Genomic DNA, 17,348 nt, shown 5'->3' on the forward strand with positions numbered 1-17,348 from the left:
ATCCTGCCTCACTCGGCCGGGTGCGTGCGCGGTTGATCCGCTTGGCGACGGCGCCGACCGCTGATTGCCGGACGAAAATGCCGGTCCCTGCCAGTTGGGCGCGGTTATGCCAGTACGCTAGAGTCGTCCCGCGATCGTGTTGATCCCCTGTAGCTCAATTGGCAGAGCGTTCGGCTGTTAACCGATAGGTTCCTGGTTCGAGTCCAGGCGGGGGAGCAAAGTCAAGCTCTCGTCACTTCCATTCCAGCCCCTTCATGGGTGAATACCGGGCTGTGGCGCATGCGTTCAGGGCGGAAAGGTCGCCGGGATTCGGCCGCCGCACCCTCGAGGTCTGGGATTCACCGTCGAAGCCGCCCGTGGCGCCGTGAACTACTGTGAGCACGACCCATGAGGAGGGTTGATGGAATTCCTCGTCACCATGACCACCCATGTCCCCGAGGGAACGCCGCCGGAGGCCGTCGACGAAGTGCGGGCCCGGGAGGCCAAGCATTCCCGCGGGCTGGCCGAGCGGGGCAGTCTGTTGCGCCTGTGGCGACCGCCGCTGCGGCCGGGCGAATGGCGCACCCTCGGCCTGTTCGCGGCCGACGAGGAGGACCAGCTCGAGGAGGTGCTGGCCTCGATGCCGCTGCGGGTCTGGCGCACCGACGAGGTGACAGCGCTGACGGCGCACCCGAACGATCCGGCCGGCCGGGCGGAGCAGGGCCCCGGCCGGGCCGCGGAATTCCTGACGACGACCACCGTCGACGTCCCGAAGGGGGTACGGCGCGAGGTCGTCGATGATGCGGTGTCGCGGCAGGCCGAGCGCGCGCGTGAGCTCGCCGAGCACGGGCACCTCGAGCGACTGTGGATGCTGTTGGCTGAGCCCCGCGGGCCCCGCGCGCTGGGGCTGTGGCGCGCCCCGGACGTCGAGGGCATGACGGCGATCCTGGAATCACTGCCCCTGCACCCGTGGATGAGCGTGACGACCACGCCGCTGACGCCACATCCCAACGACCCGGCCTGCAACGGGGATTAGCGGCGGGTCGCCGCCGTCGGGTTAGCGGCGATCGCGAGCGCGGCGTAGCCGGGTGAAGCGGGTCGCCGCCCTTGGGTTAGCGGTGATCGCGAGCGCGGCGTAGCCGGGTGAAGCGGGTCGCCGCCCTTGGGTTAGTCGTAGACGGGCCGCCACATGGTGTCGTGGACGGCCTGCCGGACGTCGCCGTGCGTCCTGGTGGCCACTCCGTCGTCGACGGCGGCGTGATAGACCGCCTCGGCGACGGCGGCGGAAATCTCGCGCAGGTTCTGCACGTCCGGCAGCAGCGAGTCGCCGGGATTCGTCGGATTTGCCTGGTGCACAATGGCTTTCGCCGCCGCCTGCAGCATGCCCCGGGTAACCAGCCGGGCGCGAGCGACGATGATGCCCAGCCCGATGCCCGGGAACACCAGCACGTTGTTGGCCTGGCCGATGGTGTAGGTGGTGCCCTCGTACTCAATGGGGGCGACGGGGGTGCCGGTGGTGATCAGCGCTCTGCCCTCCGACCACCGCAGCACGTCGGCCGGCATGGCCTCCATCCGCGAGGTGGGGTTGGACAGCGGGAAGATCATCGGCCGTTCGCAGGATGCGGTCATCGCCTCGACGACCTTCTGGTCGAACGCGCCGAACACCGTCGACGAGCCCAGCAGGATGGTGGGCGATGCGAGCTTTATCGCGTCCACCAGGCCCACCCGATCCCGGCCCACGCCGAGCCGTTGGCGGTCCTTGGCGTAAGGCAGCTGGAAGTCGCGCAGGTCGTCCATGTCGTCGAAGAGCAGGCCCTGCCTGTCGATCGGCCAGATCTGCGACGCGGCCTGTTCGGCGGTGGCGCCGTCGGCGACCATCGCGTCACGGATCTGGTCGGCCACACCGATCCCGGCGGTCCCGGCGCCGAAGACGATCACTTTCTGGTCGCGCAGCGGGATCCCGCTGACGTGGCACCCGCCGTACACCGCCGCCACGACCACCGCGCCGGTGCCCTGGATGTCGTCGTTGAACACGCAGTAGTGGTCGCCGTAGGTCTGCAGGATCTTGCGCGCATTGAGCGGCCCGAAGTCCTCGAAATGCAGGATCGCGTGCGGAAACATCTGGTGGGCGGTCTCGATGTAGCGCCTGATGAATTCGTCGTACTCCTCGCCGCGGCGACGGGCGTGGCGATTGCCGAGATAGAACGGGTCGGCCAGGAGCTGTTCGTTGTCGGTGCCGACATCGAGGGACACCGCGATGCACCGGCGCGGGTCGATGCCCCCGCCGGCGGTGTAGAGCGCCAATTTTCCCACGGCAATCTGGATTCCGCCCACGCCCCAGTCGCCGATCCCCAAGATGGCTTCGGCGTCGGTGCATACGATCAGGTCGACTTCCTCGGGCCCCAGACCGAAGGTGCGGAAGGCCTCGGCGATCTCGTCCGGCTCGTCGATGCTCAGGAAAAGCCCACGCTGCCCGCGGTATTCGTCGGAGAAGCGTTGAATGGCCTCCCCGACCGTCGGCGTGTAGACCACCGGCATCAGTTCGGTCAGGTGGTCGGTCAGCACCTTGTAGTACAGGATTTCGTGGCGGTAGTGCAGCTGCTCGAGAAGCAGGTTGCGGCCCAGATCCGTTGCCAGGCTCTGCAATTGATGCCATACCCGGTCGGCTTGTTCGTCGAGGGTGAGCACCGCCGACGGAAGACGTCCCGTGAGCCCCAGCCGGCGCCGTTGCTCGTGCGTGAAGCCCACCCCGCGATTCAGGCTCGGCGCGGCCAGCGCGGGGGGGATCCGCGGCGTGCAGGGATCGCTCATCTCAGCCTCCAGGGAGTTGGCCCGTTAGGCCACCGTAGCGCCGATCGCGGTTAACGCATCTTGAAGAGCACTTGACGTTCGATGATGGGTTAATTCAGCGGGAAGCCGTGGCCCCGGTGGGCGGAGGGCGGGAGTCCCGGCCGGTGGCCGTCGCCGGACCGCCGGCCCGGCGTATCGCCTCTGCGGCCAGCCGCCGGCCCAGCCTGATCGGGGCGACCGACCGCTCCATCTTGGAGCCGGCCAGGGCGCCGTCGTAGAGGAGCTGGATTTCGCGCGCCGGGCGCGAGGCCCGGGTGATCCCCGCGGCGACGAGCAGCGCGGTCAACGTCGAATGCATCCACCGGCGATGAGCTCGCACCGGAGCGAGCTCGACACCGGGGTACTCGACCGCGGCGTTGGCGTACAAACAGCCCCGATAGCCGCGCTTGGGTGCGCGCGCGATCGCGAGGTCGAAAAACGCGAAGACCTTCTCTGTCGGCTCTTCCAATGCACAAACCGCCTCGTTCCACCGCTTGCGATCCGCCTGATCCAAATCGTTGAGGTAGGCCAGCACCAGCGCGTCCTTGGAGCCATACCAGGTGTAGAGGCTCGCCTTGGCAACCCCGGCGTCGCGCAGGATCTGATCGATCCCTACGGCTCTAATACCATGCGTCGCAAAGAGATCCGACGCGACGTTCAACAGACGCTCCGACGGTCGGGACACCCGCGGGTTATCAATCGCCGAGGGGCGGAGCGGGGCCGGAATTGCCTTCATGGCAGCAGCCTAACTCACGGAGGCTTCATAGACAGATCGGTCTGTCTATGACAGCGTCGCTGTCGTATCCGCAATCCATGAGGGGATCTTCACGTGAGCCTGTACCTGTATGAGATCGCAGCGGACGGGGCCGAACGCGCCGACGCCACGCACCTGATCAAAGAGCTGGACGCGCGCCTCTATGCCGCCGGTGGCGAACTGATCGAAGCCCAGGTGACCCGTCACCCGCACCGCATTTTCGCGGTGACCGAATTCCCGGCAGCCCCGCCGCCCCGGCTCGACGCGGCCTCCTTCGGGGTCGAGGACATCAGCGGTCCCGACGAGGTACGCCTGGTCGGCGCCGACCTCGATGAGCTGAAGGCGATCCGTCCGGCCGCGGGATACCTGGTGGAGTGGGATCTGCCGGCGGGCTTGGACATGCAGACCTACCTGGACCGCAAGAAGGCCAAAGCCCCGCGTTATGCCGACGTGCCCGAGGTCAGCTTCCTGCGCACCTACGTGCGCGCCGACATGTACAAATGCCTGTGTTTCTACGACGCACCCGACGAATCGGCGGTCCGTCGCGCCCGAGAGGCCGTCGACACTCCGGTCGATCGGTTGCACGGACTAGAGGGCCCACTGCGATGACCGCGGTGCTTGACCGCGCCGCCGACGCCGCGCTGGCGCAGGTGACCGCCGCTGTTGCTGCCCGGGCCAGGGCCTTGGACGACCAGACCACCGATGTACGCGCCGATCTCGCGGCGCTTGGCGCGGCGAGGCTGTTCGATCTCGGTCTCGGCGGCAGTGGACTCGACCGCATGGTGCGAGTCATCGAGGAGGTGTCTGGGCACAGCCTGGCGGTCGGTTTCTCCGCGTGGGCTCACCGCATGACGATCGAATACCTGAGTTACGCTCCCGCCCCGTTGTGGGACCAACACGCGGACCCGCTGCGCCGCGGCGCGCGTCCGGGTGTCACGGCGATGGCCTCGGCGTTCAAACAGCTTGCCGGGCTGGGCCAGATACCGCTGGTCGCCCGCCCGGCCGCTGGCGGGTTGCGGATCAGTGGTCCGATCTCGTGGGCTTCCAACCTGTTCGAGGGCGCAGTGATCGTGGCACCTGCGCAGGACACCCACGGCCGCACGTATGTGGTCGTCGTCGACGCCGACACGATCGGTGTCGATATCCATTCCGCACCCCGGCTGATGGCCCTGGGCGCCACCGCGTCGACGTCACTGCACTTCGACGATGTTGCGGTGCCTGACGGCAACGTCCTGAGCACCGACCTTCGGGCGTTCGTGGCGCGGGTGCGGCCGCCGTTTCTGCTGCTGCAGAGCGCCTTCTGCGTCGGCGTTGCGCGCGCCGCGTTGTCGGGGGCCGGGAAAACGCGCGACCAGACCGCCGCGCTTTTCGCCCCCGAGGCGGCCGCGCTGGCGGAGGAAAGCGAAGAGTTGCGCGAACGGCTTTATCGCTTTGCCGCCGATCCATCAACTCCGCGAGTGCCGGAGCTGATCAGGTTGCGCCTGTCCGCCGCCGCTTTGGCCGTCGCGTCGACCCGGCTGGAAGCCGCGCTGAGCGGGGGTGCCGGCTATGCGATGAGCAGCGCGGCGAATAGGCGGTTTCGCGAGGCCGCGTTCCTGCCGATCCAGTCGCCCTCGGAAGGACACCTGCGGTGGGAACTCCAGCAGTACGAATAGTCAATGGGCACAAGAAATTCGGTGGGACGGCAGTGCTCGCCGACATCGACCTGACGGTGTGCACGGGAGAAGTCGTCGCGATCGTCGGGCGCAGTGGCTCCGGCAAGTCGACATTACTGCGGCTAATTGCCGGCCTGGACGAGCTGAGCTCCGGCTCGATCACCTGGCCCGCGGACGGGTCGCGGCCGCAGACGGGCGTGGTATTTCAGCAACCGCTGCTCATGCCCTGGCTTACGGCCGCCGAAAACGTCGTCTTTGCCCGACGATTCGCCGCGCACCGCAAGACCTTCGACGCTGGCTACGCCGCCCACTTGATCACGCGGTTCGGTCTCGACGGTCTCGCCGACCGGTATCCCGAGCAGCTGTCAGGGGGGCAGGCGCAACGCGTCGCGGTCCTGCGTGCGGTGGCCACCCGGCCGCGGCTGCTGCTGCTCGACGAGCCGTTCAGCGCACTCGATCCAGCGACCCGCGACGAGCTACAGCTCTGGTTGGCCGATTTGGCGGCCGAATTGGGGGTGACCGTCGTGCTGGTCACCCACGACGTCGACGAGGCGTTGGCGCTGGCGCAGCGAGTCGTGCTGCTGGGCGAAGACGGACGTATCCGCCGGCAATGGCTTCTCGACGAGCTGCCCTCGATCGACCGCACAACGCTGCGTGAAGAGGTCCTCGAGAACTATCGGCTCGGCGCGACGGTATCGCCGTGAGCCGCCCGGTCGTGTCGCGGCGGCAGTTGCTGGCGGGAGCAGTTGGGTTGGCCGGCGCCGGCGGACTGCTCGGCCTGGCCGATCTGGCGCGTGCCGCGGCCACCGATCCCACCAACGGCACGGGCCGGTTGCGGGTGGGCTATCTACCCATCACTGACGCGGCACCGCTGCTGATAGCCCATGCTGCCGGCCTGTACCCCAGGGGTGTGGTCAGCTCGGCGAGGCCGGTGCTGTTCCGCAGCTGGGCGTCGCTGGCCGAGGCGTTCGTCAGCCGCCAGATCGACGTCGCCCATCTGCTCATGCCGATGGCCGTGCAGCTGCGCTACGGACTGGGCAGCGGCGTGCGGGTGCTGGGGTGGAACCACACCAACGGCTCGGCGCTGACCGTAGCGGCGCACATCGTTGACATCGAGGACCTGGCCGGCACCCAGGTGGCCATCCCGTTCTGGTGGTCGATCCACAACGTCGTCCTGCAGGAACTTCTGCGGGCACACGGTCTGCGCCCGGTGTTGCGGCGCAGCGCCTCTCGTGCGGATCGCACCGTCGAGTTGATCGTGATGAGCCCGTCTGACATGGTGCCGGCCTTGGCCAACAGATCAATCGCCGGGTACGTGGTCGCCGATCCGTTCAATGCCGTCGCGGAGCTGAAGAAGATCGGGCGCATCCACACCTTCCTCGGCGACGTGTGGCGTGACCACGCTTGCTGCGTGCTGATCACCCGCGACGACATCATCGAGAGCCGGCCCGAGGCGGTGCAGTCGCTGACCGACGCGGTGGTCGCGGCCCAACTGCTCATCGACCTCGACCGCCGCGCGGCCGCGGCCGCGCTGGCAGGCGGCAAGTACCTGCCGCAACCCGAAGCGGCGGTGCGGCTCGCCCTGACCTACCCGTCGCCGCCCTACCGGTTCGTCCATCCGGACTGGGCGCCACAGCGTGTGGGTTTTCAGCCGTTTCCGTTCCCCAGCTTCACGCAGCGGCTCATCGAGGCGATGGCCCAGACCGTGGTGGACGGCGATCGGCGCTTCCTCCGCCGCCTCGAGCCGGGCCGGGTGCACGACGAACTCGTCGACGGCACATTCGTGCGGAAATCCCTTGAGAGTCATGGCGGTCCGCAGGCCTTCGGTCTTGCCGCCCTCACCCGAACCGAACAGGTGCAACCACTATGACCAGCATCGATGACATCGCCGCCCCTGCGGCGCCATCCGGCAGTGCCGCCGCGAACGGTGCCCGGCCGCATGGCATCCGGCGCTGGGTCTTGACCCAGGCTCTGCCGCCCGCAGCCGCGGCCGCAGCCGCTATCGCGATATGGTGGCTGACCACTGCGGTGCTGTCAGAATCCCATTCGCTGCTGCGGCAGACCGCTCCGCAGAAAGTGGCGCCCGCGCTGGCCGACCTGTTCAGCCGCGGCGTGCTGACGGCCGACATCGGGATCAGCTTGTGGCGCTTGCTGATTGGTTTACTCGCCGCAGCGGTGCTCGGGATTCCTGCGGGATTGCTGCTGGGACTGAGTGCGACGATCGATCGCGCCGCGCTGCCCCTCGTGCAGTTCGTGCGGATGATCTCCCCGCTGTCCTGGGCGCCGATCGCGGTGGCAGTGTTCGGCATCGGCAACCAACCGGTGATCTTCCTCATCATTGTGGCCGCCGTCTTTCCGATCCTGCTCAACACCGCCGCGGGCGTGCACGCTATCGAACCGGGTTACTTGCACGTCGCGCGGTCCTTTCACGCCACCCGCGTGGAGTTGCTGACCGCGGTGGTGTTGCCGGCCGTGCGCGGGCACGTGCTGACGGGACTCCGCACCGCATTGGGCATCGCCTGGGTGGTACTGGTTCCGGCCGAGATGCTCGGCGTGCGTTCGGGACTGGGCTACCAGATTCTCAACGCCCGCGATCAGCTCGCCTACGACCAGGTCGTTGCCGTGATCGTCGTGATCGGGATACTGGGATTCGCAATGGATTTCACCGCGCGGCGGGTCCTGGCGCCGCGCCGTACCGACCGTGCGCCGCGCGTCAACGCCTGATCCTGCACGTCCAGCACCAGTTTGGATATGTTGAATCCCAACAGAGTGGGGAAGTCCGTTGATCAGGCCGCGGGTGCTCGACGGAGCCGCGCAACGAACGGGTACAGCTGGCAGCCCAGGCAGATACCGAAGGCGGCGTTGAGGAAGGAGGCGAACAGCGCGAACGCCGTCGCGATCACGCCGAGAAGTGGTATCGCGGCGGCAAACCCGATGACCCCGACGACGGCGAACGTAAGGCCGACCAATTGGGCAAATTTCAACGGTGGCACCGGCTCCCGCTCCCGCACCGCTCCTAGGCGCGGTGCAACGAGTTTGGCGAATAGCGCCCCGTAGGGGCTGTTGCGCGGGCCGCGCAGCGCGCTGATCGCGAAAACGACTGCCTGGGCTCCCAGAATCGCCGCTGCGACAGATTGGCTGAACGCGGACACCACCAACGTGACCACAAGAACCGTGGTGGTGATCCACGCGGCGAAGCGCGGACCCCGCACGTCTACTTGACCGGTGTCAGTCGACATAATTCAACTCCTCCTCAAGCCACGAGAGGTTGTACCAGCCTGCGCAGGTCAGCAACCTTCGGCACCCCAGCGCTGCGGTACCGCTGCTGCCCGTCGGCATCGAAAATAAACGTGGTCGGCAGTGACAACACCGACAACTGCTTGGCGGCCACGGGGTCAGCGTCAATGTCGATTTCCACGTGTGACACCTCCGGGAGGGCGGTACACACTTGGTCGACCACGCGACGCACCGACGCGCACGGGCCGCACCAAGCAGCACTGAAGTGCACGATGGTGGGCCCCGTTCGGGACAAACCGAGTTCCGATGTGTCTTGCCGGAGTTCGGGGCTTGCTTGACGCAATACGCCCGACCGTCGGTTGATCACCGCGCCCAGCACGGTGGCGGTTGCCAGCGCCGCGATTGTCGCCGTCATGGCGGTCAACAGTGTGCTCATCAGGCCCCACAACTAAATTGGTGTCTTCAGATCGAGAAGTCTTCGCCATGCCATACACCGGCCTCGGGGGGCCGGATCACCCTGCCGGTCTGCTGCCCGTCGCTGGACGCCTCCAGCTTTGCCACCCGGGTGAGCAGAGATTGCAGGCTGACGCCCACGAGGTCGGGCATCATCGAGTCGTCGGGGGTGCCGCGCCCGGCCCGGCTGATGACCTGGCCCGGGACGCCGACGACCACGGCGCTCGACGGAACCTCTTTGACCACTACGGCGTTGGCGCCGATCCGGCTGTCGTCGCCGACTTTGATCGCGCCGAGGACCTTCGCGCCGGCGCCGATGATCACGCGGTCTCCGATTGTCGGGTGGCGTTTCCCTGTGTCGCTGCCGCTGCCCCCGAGCGTGACGCCGTGGTAAATCGTCACGTCGTGGCCCACCTCGGCGGTTTCGCCAATCACTACGCCGGTCGCGTGGTCGATGAACAGGCCCGGGCCCAGGACGGCACCGGGGTGGATCTCCACGCCGGTGAAAATGCGGGTGATTTCGGCGAACACGCGGGCTGCCAACCGGGCGCCGTGCCGCCACAGCCAATGGCTGACCCGATGGCCCCAGATCGCATGGACGCCGGGGTAGGCGAATATGACCTGCAGCGTGGTGGGCCTGGCCGGATCTCGCTCCCTGGCTGCCCGGATGTCCTGCCGCATTGTCGCGAGCACGGCTAGTCCGCCAGGTCGGCGAAGAGCGGTGTGCTCAGGTAGCGCTCACCGAAGCTGGGCAGGACGACCACCACGAGCTTGCCGGCGTTGGCCGGTCGCTGGGCCAGCTGCAGGGCGGCCACCACGGCCGCGCCGGATGAGATGCCGGACAGCAATCCCTCCTCCCGCGCCAACCGCCGGGCCATGACGAGCGACTCCTCGTTGCCGACCGCGATGACCTCGTCCACCAAGTCCATATCCAGCACCCCCGGGACAAACCCGGCGCCGATTCCCTGAATCGGGTGAGGCCCCTTCTGTCCACCGGACAGCACCGGGGAGGCTGCCGGCTCGACGGCCACAAATTGGACCGACGGGTTGCGTTCCTTGATGACTTGGGCGACCCCGGTGATGGTGCCGCCGGTGCCGACCCCGGCGACGAATATGTCGACCTTCCCGTCGGTGTCGCGCCACACCTCCTCGGCGGTGGTCGCGCGGTGGATGGCCGGGTTGGCCGGGTTCTCGAACTGTTGGGGCACGAAATACCGTTGGTCGGTCTTTGCCAGTTCCTCGGCCTTGGCGATGGCGCCCGGCATGCCTTCCGCGCCGGGCGTCAGCACGAGTTCTGCGCCGTAGGCACGCAGCAGTATGCGCCTCTCGATGCTCATGGTGTCGGGCATTGTCAGCACGCATCTGTAACCGCGTGCCGCGCACACCATCGCCAACGCGATGCCGGTGTTCCCGCTGGTCGGCTCAAGGATGATCGTGTCGGGTTTGATCAGGCCGGCTTTTTCGGCCGCGTCCAGCATGGCGACCCCGATGCGGTCCTTCACGCTGTTTGCCGGGTTGAAGGATTCCAGCTTGGCGACGACGTCGGCGACCGCGCCTTCGGTGACCCGGCGCAGCCGGACCAGCGGCGTGTTTCCGATCAGCTGCGTGACGTCCTCGGCGATACTCATGAAACTCCCTTAGGCGATGTCGGTACAGGGCTCGTCGGCCTGCCAGGTGATGTCGAATTCGATGGCGACGTCTATTGGAACGATAAGCGCAACGGGCGTGAATCGCTGTGACGCCCCCGCAAAAGCCTCACCGGTCAGTACGCGCCCGGAGCAGTTCTGCGATGTCGTTGCGGTCATTGTCATTGCGGTTGTACCCCGTGCGGGACGCACATAAAAGTCCGTTCCCGGCCAAACGATGTCATCGATAACCGAACCGTCGGCGCCGACGAGCGTGTGTCCGTCAGCGGCACTGAGACTCAAGGGGATTCGCACTTGGAACGGTCCAATGAGTTCGGATTCGGCGGTTGCGTGAGTATCGACCAGTCGAAGCTCGTCGCAGTTTTGCAGGGCACTGCCCGCCCCGGCGAGTAGGTAATTGTAGAGGTGCACCACGCGATCGGCATTGCGGTAGTGGCGAGTACCCGTCAGCCAGAAGCGAACGTCGCCGATTGTCGCGCCGTCGGTCGCGACGAGCCGGTAGTAACGGTAACCGCGCCCACCGCCGCCGTGGCTACTCGCCGAAAGCGTGCTGCCAATGCCAAGGGTGCGCCGATGCCGTCCCCGGCCGGGTTTGATGGTCAGCTGTGAACCCGAAACGTCTTGCCAATCAACCCCATTGGCTGACTTCTGCAGTTTCACGCCAATGCTGGTTTCGGAGGCCGTCCGTACGGAGTAGCCGCCCAGCTGTGGCTGCCCATCGAATTCGAAGGTGATCACCGGCCCAGGTGCCTCGTGTACGGCGACGGGCTCGTTCAGGGGCTGTGTGTCCAACGCCAAACCGTTGGTGAAGTGCCAGATTGCGGCCTGGGTTGCCGCGATGGCTTCATGTTCGCTGAGGTTGGCCGGTCCCAGCGGGTAGCCGGCAGCGCGCAATCGTTGGCTGAGCTCCGCGATGGGGTACGCCGGAAACGAGTGCCGCAGGATCCAGTCGACTTCGGCTTCGCGGCCGCGGGTGCGCAGGTGGGGCACGGCGGACCAGGAGCCAACCTGATAGCGCGATGGCAGGTGGGGCGCAACGCCGCTGAAGTCCAGCGAGTATGCCGACAGGTTGGGGTTCAGCCGGATCAGATCCGTACGTGCCCAGCTGCCGTCGGTGAAGCAGATTCTGTCGACGGTGTGGGAGTAGGTTCCGCCTCGGTAACGCGTCATGCGGGTGATGTCGGTGGCCGGCCGGACCACGAAGCGCCGGCGGGTCGCCACCCGCGCCACGGCGCGGTTGGGCATGGACAAGACGGTCATGGATGGTGATCTTCCTGAAAGAATTTGACGTGAATATGGCTGGGCGCAGCTCACGCCGCCGGGTAGACCGCGGGTCCAACCCACTGCGGGGAAAGCGCGAGGATTTCTACAGCGTCAGAGGGCGTCAGGAAATCAACAGCAGCGACAACAACAACAGTCCACGGCGGGGCGGCGCGAAGGTACGAAGCGCAGCTGAACGGCCTGTTGCATGCGCCCCACTATAGGGCCCGGCAAGGTGACTGTCAGATTTCGGGCCCGTTTCGCCGGTTTCACTCAGCGCCGGTGTAAACCTTCTCACTCCGCTGCGCATTCGCCTACGCTCGGCGCGCACGCCAGCCTAGGGTGGGCGATCATGAAGCTGCCGCGCGCGCCGCGGCACTGAACCGAGTTCGAAAGGATCCCGATGACGTCGGCTCAAAGTGAGTCTCAGGCGCTTGGTGATCTTGGCGCCCGCCAGCTTGCCAATGCGACGAAGACCGTCCCCCAACTCTCGACCATCACGCCGCGGTGGTTGCTCCATTTGCTCAGCTGGGTCCCGGTGGAAGCGGGACTTTACCGGGTCAACCGGGTGATCAATCCCGATGCCGTCGCGGTGAAGGCCGAAGAGGGCGCCGGCACCGAAGAACCGCTGCCGGAGACCTACGTCGACTACGAGACCAGCCCCCGGGAATACACGCTGCGTTCGATTTCGACCCTGGTCGACATCCACACCCGCGTTTCCGACCTCTACTCGAGTCCCCACGACCAGATCGCGCAGCAGCTGCGGTTGACCATCGAAACGATCAAGGAACGCCAAGAGCTCGAGCTGATCAACAGCCCCGAGTACGGGCTGTTGGCGCAGGTGACCCCCGAGCAGACGATCCAGACGCTGGCCGGTGCCCCGACGCCCGACGACCTGGACGCGCTGATCACGAAGGTCTGGAAGACGCCGAGCTTTTTCCTGACGCACCCGCTGGGAGTCGCCGCGTTCGGGCGTGAGGCCACCTACCGTGGGGTGCCACCGGTGGTCGTGAGCCTGTTCGGGGCTCAGTTCATCACCTGGCGCGGCATCCCGCTGATCCCGTCGGACAAGGTGCCGGTCGAAGACGGAAAGACGAAGTTCATCCTGGTGCGCACGGGCGAGGAACGCCAGGGCGTGGTGGGCCTGTTCCAGCCGGGCCTGGTCGGCGAGCAGGCGCCGGGCCTGTCGGTGCGGTTCACCGGCATCAACCAGTCGGCCATCGCGACCTACCTGGTCACCCTCTACACGTCCTTGGCCGTCCTCACCGACGACGCGCTCGCCGTGCTCGACGACGTCGCCGTGGACCAGTTCCATGAGTACAAGTGAGTACCGAGCGGTAGACGCCGAAAGCGACCTGCCCGTCAGCGCCGCCGAGCTCGCGGCGCTGGCCAGCCAGCTGTATGCGGCCAGCATCCGGCCCGGTCCGGACAGCCCACCGCAGTCGGCGCCGGTCGCCCCGCGCGGCACCGTGCCGGACGCGACGGCCGCCACCTCGGCAGGGCAAGCCGCGGCCCGCGCCGCGGACGTGTATCCGACGCCGGTCCCGCTGCTCGGCGGCACCGACATCTACGTCCGGGCTCCCACGTCCCCCGAGCCCGAGCCCCCGCCGCAGACCGTGCCCGTCGCCCCGCGGGGGAACGTGCCCGACACCACGGCTGGCGCCTCGGCCGGGCAGGCCGCCGGCACCGCTGATGTGTATCCCGCGCCGGTCCCGTTGGTCGGTGTGCGGGACATCTACCTTCCGGCTCCCACCTCGCCGGAACCCGAGCCGCCCCCGCAGACGGTGCCCGTCGCCCCGCGCGGCGGCGTGCCGGACACCACCACGGCACCATCGGCCGGCCTCGCGGCGCAGCCCGGCGTCGGGGACCTCACCGGTTTCGCGGTGCCCAGCCACGGCATCGTCCCGACCGTTCCCGGTGTGTTGGCGGGGGCGCCCCCGGCGGTTCCGGCGGCCTCCCGCGGTTTGTCGCGTTCCTGGCCGGCCGGGGCGCCCTCGGTTGCCGAGTTGGGCTGGTCGGACGCCGTAACCGCACCGGCCGGCGATGAGCACAACTACTACTTCCTGACGGCGGAGCCGGTACCTCAGTTGCCGGACGAACACGAGGTGTTCGACGTCAACGCGATTCGCGCGGATTTTCCGATCCTGAAGGAGACGGTCAACGGGAAGCCGCTGATCTGGTTCGACAACGCGGCGACCACCCAGAAGCCGCAGGCGGTGATCGACCGGCTGTCGCACTTCTACGCCCACGAGAACTCCAACATTCACCGCGCCGCGCACGAACTGGCGGCCCGGGCCACCGACGCCTACGAAGAGGCCCGCGACACCGTCCGTCGATTCATCGGCGCGGCCAAGAGCGAAGAGATCATCTTCGTGCGCGGCACCACGGAAGCCATCAACCTGGTGGCGTATGCCTGGGGCGGCAAGCATTTGCTACCCGGCGACGAGATCCTCATCACTCATCTCGAACACCACGCCAACATCGTTCCGTGGCAACTGCTTTCGCAGAAAACCGGCGCCGTTCTGAAAGTTGCACCGGTCGACGACGCGGGCAACCTGCTGATGTCGGAATTCGAGGATTTGTTGGGGCCCAAGACGAAACTCGTCGCCGCCACACAGGTGTCCAATGCGCTGGGCACGGTGACGCCGGTCGAGCAGATCGTCGACTTGGGCCACCGCTACGGCGCGCGGGTCCTGATCGACGGTGCCCAGTCCATTCAGCACATACCGGTCGATGTCTCCGAGCTCGGCGTCGACTTCTTCGTATTCTCGGGGCATAAGATCTACGGCCCCACCGGAATCGGCGTGCTCTATGGGACCGACGAGGCGCTGGCCGAGACGCCGCCATGGCAGGGCGGTGGCAACATGATCGCCGACGTGACCCTGGAGCGATCGCTGTATCAGGGGCCCCCGAGCAAGTTCGAGGCCGGAACCGGCAACATCGCCGATGCCGTCGGGCTGGGTGAGGCGCTGCGTTACGTCGAGCGCTTGGGTGTGGACCGCATTGCGTCCTACGAGCACGCGTTGCTGGACTATGCCACCCCGCGCCTGGCCGACATCCCCGGTGTGCGCCTGGTGGGCACCGCCACCGAGAAGGCGAGCGTGCTGTCGTTCGTGCTGGCCGGCCACGACCCGCTCGAGGTGGGCAAGGCGCTCAATGCCGAGGGCATCGCCGTGCGTGCAGGCCATCACTGCGCGCAGCCGATTCTGAGGCGCCTCGGGTTGGAGGCCACCGTTCGCCCGTCGTTTGCGTTCTACAACAAGTTCGAGGAGATCGACGTCTTCCTCAGGGCGGTGCGCCGTATCGCCGAGGGTGGCGCGAACGTCGGCTGAGTTTCATCGGGGCAATCCGAGGCGAATTGCGCTCACCCTGAACCCAAGCCTTGTATTTCGCTCGAGCAATCCGAACTGTTGCGTGCAGCGGTGACAGCCGGAATCAGAATCCGGCGGCCCCGAATAGTCGAGCGGATTTCGGCATGGGTGAGATGCATTCGCGACGTGGCGAATCCCGGCGCGGCATCGGTGTGGGCGAACCGCGGGTCGCCGCGGTCCGCGCCGGCGTGGGGTCCTCGCGCGTGCGCTGGCCGGGACTGTGGCGCGGACCACCCTGGCTGGTTGCCCTTCGGTCCAGCCGACGTTCACTTGACCCAGGTCAGGGGCTATGAATCGCCCTGTGGAGTTCGTCGGCGCAGCAAATTTCGCGCCTGGGCATATTTCTTCTAGGTGATTGCAACCCTGACGCCGGGCATAGCTTTGCCAATAAATTCCTCGCGTGGTCTATGCGCGCAACGAGACATCGCGGTCGTTTGTAAACAGCGCTGCTCACCTTCGGACCAGCTAATTACAAACGGATTAATGGTGTTACGAAAATGGGGAACGCGTTGAGGCAAAGGGACGTGCGTCGCGTTGAGCGCGCGTTATGAACGGCACCACCATTGCCAAGCCCATGAACGCGCTGGGCGGATTCTTCCTGTTCACCGCCGAGGCGCTGTTCACGGTGGTGCGGCGACCGTGGGCCTGGCGGGAAATCCTCGAGCAGATCTGGTTCGTCGCCCGCGTGTCGATCTTCCCGACGATCATGCTGTCGATCCCCTACACGGTGCTCATCGTGTTCGTCCTCAACATCCTGCTGGTCGAGATCGGCGCCGGTGACCTTTCTGGCGCGGGCGCGGGACTGGCGTCGGTGACCCAGGTGGGGCCGGTCGTCACGGCGATGGTGGTTTCGGGCGCCGGGTCGACTGCGATGTGTGCCGACCTGGGCGCGCGCACCATCCGCGAGGAAATCGACGCGATGAAGGTGATCGGCGTCAACCCGATCCAGGCGCTGGTGGTGCCGCGCATCCTCGCCGCGATTTTCGTCGCGGTGTTGCTGTACTCGGTGGTCGCCGTCACCGGATTGGTCGGCAGCTACGTCTTCGTCGTCTTCGTCCAGCACGTCACCCCCGGCGCCTTCATCGCGGGCATGACTCTGGTCACCGGGCTGCCGCAGGTCGTGATCTCGCTCATCAAGGCCACGCTTTTCGGACTGTCGGCGGGCCTGATCGCCTGCTACAAGGGCCTGTCGGTGGGCGGCGGCCCCACCGGCGTCGGCAACGCGGTGAACGAGACCGTGGTGTTCTCGTTCATGGCGCTGTTCTTCATCAACATCTTGAGCACCGCACTCGGAGTGAAGGTGACCGCCAAATGAGCGACGCCGCCCGCGAGCAGTCCTGGCTGGCCGAGTTCGGCCCGAGGCTGGTGGAGGCCACCCGCAAGCTCGGCGAACAGACCGCGTTCTACGGAAGGTCCCTGGCTAACATCGGCGACGCGGTCCGCCGCTATCCGGGCGAGCTGCTGCGCCTGATCGCCGAGATGGGCATGGGCACCGGTGCGCTGGCGGTGATCGGGGGAACCGTAGGCATCATCGGGTTCCTCACCCTGACCACCGGCGCGCTGGTCGCGGTGCAGGGCTACGACACCCTGTCCAACATCGGTGTGGAAGCGCTGACCGGTTTTCTGTCGGCGTTCCTGAACGTCCGCATGATCGCGCCGTGCACGGCCGGCCTGGCGTTGTCGGCGACGATCGGGGCCGGGGCGACCGCCCAGCTGGGCGCCATGCGGATCAACGAGGAGATCGACGCGCTGGAGGTCATGGGCATCCGCGCGATCACCTACCTGGCGTCGACGCGGATCATCGCCGGCGTCCTGGTGGTGATCCCGCTCTACGCCGTCGCGGTGCTGATGTCGTTCGTCGCGGCGAAGTCGCTCACCATCTACGTCTACGGGCAGTCCCGCGGCGTCTACGAGCACTACTTCTCCACGTTTCTGCGCCCCAACGACCTGCTGTGGTCGTTCGTGGCGGCGCTGAGCATGGCGACCGGTGTGATGGTCGTGCACACGTACTACGGCTTCAACGCGACCGGTGGTCCCGCCGGGGTGGGTGAGGCTGTGGGCCGCTCGGTGCGGACGTCGATGATCATCACCGCCTTTGTCTGCCTGATGATTTCGCTGTCCGTCTACGGCCAGCACGGCAATTTCAATCTGTCGGGGTGATCGC

At 66.9% G+C, this 17,348-nt stretch carries 18 protein-coding genes and 1 tRNA gene; 11 read left to right on the forward strand and 8 right to left on the reverse strand.

Features of this window, described 5'->3' with window-relative positions; all coding sequences use genetic code 11:
• Positions 1–143 precede the first annotated feature (143 nt).
• A tRNA-Asn gene (locus A5696_RS11375) sits at positions 144–216 on the forward strand.
• A gap of 184 nt (positions 217–400) precedes the next feature.
• Positions 401–1,015, forward strand: a complete 615-nt coding sequence (locus A5696_RS11380) for a muconolactone Delta-isomerase family protein (RefSeq protein WP_067877990.1) — start codon at positions 401–403, stop codon at positions 1,013–1,015.
• A 131-nt stretch (positions 1,016–1,146) separates the two neighbouring features.
• On the opposite strand, the gene A5696_RS11385 is transcribed toward A5696_RS11380, so the two are convergent.
• Together A5696_RS11385 and A5696_RS11390 are read right to left on the reverse strand one after the other, a co-directional pair.
• The gene (locus A5696_RS11385) at positions 1,147–2,790 is read right to left on the reverse strand and encodes an NAD-dependent malic enzyme (RefSeq protein ID WP_067877992.1); all 1,644 of its coding nucleotides are present in this window, start codon (positions 2,788–2,790) and stop codon (positions 1,147–1,149) included.
• Between the two features lie 94 nt (positions 2,791–2,884).
• Complete coding sequence (locus A5696_RS11390) at positions 2,885–3,544, reverse strand: TetR/AcrR family transcriptional regulator (protein WP_082956370.1); 660 nt, start codon at positions 3,542–3,544, stop codon at positions 2,885–2,887.
• Positions 3,545–3,637: 93 nt separating this feature from the next.
• Here A5696_RS11390 and A5696_RS11395 point away from each other — a divergent pair, with 93 nt between their 5' ends.
• From A5696_RS11395 to A5696_RS11415, 5 genes are read left to right on the forward strand one after another with little or no spacing between them, the layout of a single operon-like run.
• Positions 3,638–4,171 carry a DUF4242 domain-containing protein gene (locus tag A5696_RS11395; protein ID WP_067877998.1) on the forward strand — a complete coding sequence of 178 codons (534 nt, stop codon included), beginning with the start codon at positions 3,638–3,640 and terminating at the stop codon, positions 4,169–4,171.
• Positions 4,168–5,217 carry an acyl-CoA dehydrogenase gene (locus A5696_RS11400; RefSeq protein WP_067878000.1) on the forward strand — a complete coding sequence of 350 codons (1,050 nt, stop codon included), beginning with the start codon at positions 4,168–4,170 and terminating at the stop codon, positions 5,215–5,217. Before A5696_RS11395 ends, A5696_RS11400 begins: the two co-directional genes overlap by 4 nt.
• Entirely contained in the window at positions 5,193–5,921 is a 729-nt protein-coding gene (locus A5696_RS11405; protein WP_067878003.1) for an ABC transporter ATP-binding protein, read from the forward strand. The genes A5696_RS11400 and A5696_RS11405 overlap by 25 nt, the downstream gene beginning before the upstream one ends.
• Positions 5,918–7,087 (forward strand): ABC transporter substrate-binding protein, encoded by a 1,170-nt coding sequence (locus tag A5696_RS11410; RefSeq protein ID WP_067878006.1) that lies wholly within the window; start codon positions 5,918–5,920, stop codon positions 7,085–7,087. Before A5696_RS11405 ends, A5696_RS11410 begins: the two co-directional genes overlap by 4 nt.
• Positions 7,084–7,941: an ABC transporter permease gene (locus A5696_RS11415; protein WP_082956369.1), complete on the forward strand. Its 858-nt coding sequence runs from the start codon at positions 7,084–7,086 to the stop codon at positions 7,939–7,941. The genes A5696_RS11410 and A5696_RS11415 overlap by 4 nt, the downstream gene beginning before the upstream one ends.
• Before the next feature lie 62 nt (positions 7,942–8,003).
• On the opposite strand, the gene A5696_RS11420 is transcribed toward A5696_RS11415, so the two are convergent.
• The 6 genes from A5696_RS11420 to A5696_RS29155 form a co-directional block, all read right to left on the reverse strand.
• Positions 8,004–8,456: a DUF4395 domain-containing protein gene (locus A5696_RS11420; RefSeq protein WP_067878010.1), complete on the reverse strand. Its 453-nt coding sequence runs from the start codon at positions 8,454–8,456 to the stop codon at positions 8,004–8,006.
• 14 nt (positions 8,457–8,470) lie between these two features.
• Positions 8,471–8,890 carry a thioredoxin family protein gene (locus A5696_RS11425; RefSeq protein ID WP_067878013.1) on the reverse strand — a complete coding sequence of 140 codons (420 nt, stop codon included), beginning with the start codon at positions 8,888–8,890 and terminating at the stop codon, positions 8,471–8,473.
• A 26-nt stretch (positions 8,891–8,916) separates the two neighbouring features.
• A complete protein-coding gene (gene cysE / locus A5696_RS11430; RefSeq protein ID WP_067878015.1) occupies positions 8,917–9,600 on the reverse strand; it encodes a serine O-acetyltransferase in 684 nt (227 codons plus the stop codon).
• Positions 9,601–9,602: 2 nt separating this feature from the next.
• Positions 9,603–10,535 carry a cysteine synthase A gene (gene cysK / locus A5696_RS11435; RefSeq protein ID WP_067878018.1) on the reverse strand — a complete coding sequence of 311 codons (933 nt, stop codon included), beginning with the start codon at positions 10,533–10,535 and terminating at the stop codon, positions 9,603–9,605.
• A gap of 9 nt (positions 10,536–10,544) precedes the next feature.
• The gene (locus tag A5696_RS11440; RefSeq protein WP_067878021.1) at positions 10,545–11,813 is read right to left on the reverse strand and encodes a thioester domain-containing protein; all 1,269 of its coding nucleotides are present in this window, start codon (positions 11,811–11,813) and stop codon (positions 10,545–10,547) included.
• Between the two features lie 132 nt (positions 11,814–11,945).
• Entirely contained in the window at positions 11,946–12,023 is a 78-nt protein-coding gene (locus A5696_RS29155) for an Rv2334A family Cys-rich leader peptide (RefSeq protein WP_369803326.1), read from the reverse strand.
• Between the two features lie 193 nt (positions 12,024–12,216).
• Here A5696_RS29155 and A5696_RS11445 point away from each other — a divergent pair, with 193 nt between their 5' ends.
• From A5696_RS11445 to A5696_RS11460, 4 genes are all read left to right on the forward strand, one after another.
• Positions 12,217–13,140 (forward strand): family 2A encapsulin nanocompartment shell protein, encoded by a 924-nt coding sequence (locus A5696_RS11445; protein ID WP_067878024.1) that lies wholly within the window; start codon positions 12,217–12,219, stop codon positions 13,138–13,140.
• Complete coding sequence (locus tag A5696_RS11450; RefSeq protein ID WP_067878028.1) at positions 13,127–15,145, forward strand: family 2A encapsulin nanocompartment cargo protein cysteine desulfurase; 2,019 nt, start codon at positions 13,127–13,129, stop codon at positions 15,143–15,145. Before A5696_RS11445 ends, A5696_RS11450 begins: the two co-directional genes overlap by 14 nt.
• 586 nt (positions 15,146–15,731) lie before the next feature.
• Positions 15,732–16,499 carry an ABC transporter permease gene (locus A5696_RS11455; protein ID WP_067878031.1) on the forward strand — a complete coding sequence of 256 codons (768 nt, stop codon included), beginning with the start codon at positions 15,732–15,734 and terminating at the stop codon, positions 16,497–16,499.
• Complete coding sequence (locus A5696_RS11460; protein WP_067878033.1) at positions 16,496–17,344, forward strand: ABC transporter permease; 849 nt, start codon at positions 16,496–16,498, stop codon at positions 17,342–17,344. Before A5696_RS11455 ends, A5696_RS11460 begins: the two co-directional genes overlap by 4 nt.
• Positions 17,345–17,348: the final 4 nt, after the last annotated feature.

Source organism: Mycobacterium sp. E2699 (assembly GCF_001666745.1).
Classification (GTDB): Bacteria; Actinomycetota; Actinomycetes; order Mycobacteriales; family Mycobacteriaceae; genus Mycobacterium.

What these genes read in the sequence shown, in the direction of transcription:
- A5696_RS11390 (WP_082956370.1), bottom strand. Translation starts at nt 3,544, where the DNA reads ATGAAGGCAATTCCGGCCCCGCTCCGCCCCTCGGCGATTGATAACCCG.
- A5696_RS29155 (WP_369803326.1), bottom strand. Translation starts at nt 12,023, where the DNA reads ATGCAACAGGCCGTTCAGCTGCGCTTCGTACCTTCGCGCCGCCCCGCC.
- A5696_RS11420 (WP_067878010.1), bottom strand. Translation starts at nt 8,456, where the DNA reads ATGTCGACTGACACCGGTCAAGTAGACGTGCGGGGTCCGCGCTTCGCC.
- A5696_RS11440 (WP_067878021.1), bottom strand. Translation starts at nt 11,813, where the DNA reads ATGACCGTCTTGTCCATGCCCAACCGCGCCGTGGCGCGGGTGGCGACC.
- A5696_RS11425 (WP_067878013.1), bottom strand. Translation starts at nt 8,890, where the DNA reads ATGAGCACACTGTTGACCGCCATGACGGCGACAATCGCGGCGCTGGCA.
- A5696_RS11445 (WP_067878024.1), top strand. Translation starts at nt 12,217, where the DNA reads ATGACGTCGGCTCAAAGTGAGTCTCAGGCGCTTGGTGATCTTGGCGCC.
- A5696_RS11450 (WP_067878028.1), top strand. Translation starts at nt 13,127, where the DNA reads ATGAGTACAAGTGAGTACCGAGCGGTAGACGCCGAAAGCGACCTGCCC.
- A5696_RS11460 (WP_067878033.1), top strand. Translation starts at nt 16,496, where the DNA reads ATGAGCGACGCCGCCCGCGAGCAGTCCTGGCTGGCCGAGTTCGGCCCG.
- A5696_RS11415 (WP_082956369.1), top strand. Translation starts at nt 7,084, where the DNA reads ATGACCAGCATCGATGACATCGCCGCCCCTGCGGCGCCATCCGGCAGT.
- A5696_RS11400 (WP_067878000.1), top strand. Translation starts at nt 4,168, where the DNA reads ATGACCGCGGTGCTTGACCGCGCCGCCGACGCCGCGCTGGCGCAGGTG.
- A5696_RS11380 (WP_067877990.1), top strand. Translation starts at nt 401, where the DNA reads ATGGAATTCCTCGTCACCATGACCACCCATGTCCCCGAGGGAACGCCG.
- A5696_RS11385 (WP_067877992.1), bottom strand. Translation starts at nt 2,790, where the DNA reads ATGAGCGATCCCTGCACGCCGCGGATCCCCCCCGCGCTGGCCGCGCCG.
- A5696_RS11455 (WP_067878031.1), top strand. Translation starts at nt 15,732, where the DNA reads ATGAACGGCACCACCATTGCCAAGCCCATGAACGCGCTGGGCGGATTC.
- cysK (WP_067878018.1), bottom strand. Translation starts at nt 10,535, where the DNA reads ATGAGTATCGCCGAGGACGTCACGCAGCTGATCGGAAACACGCCGCTG.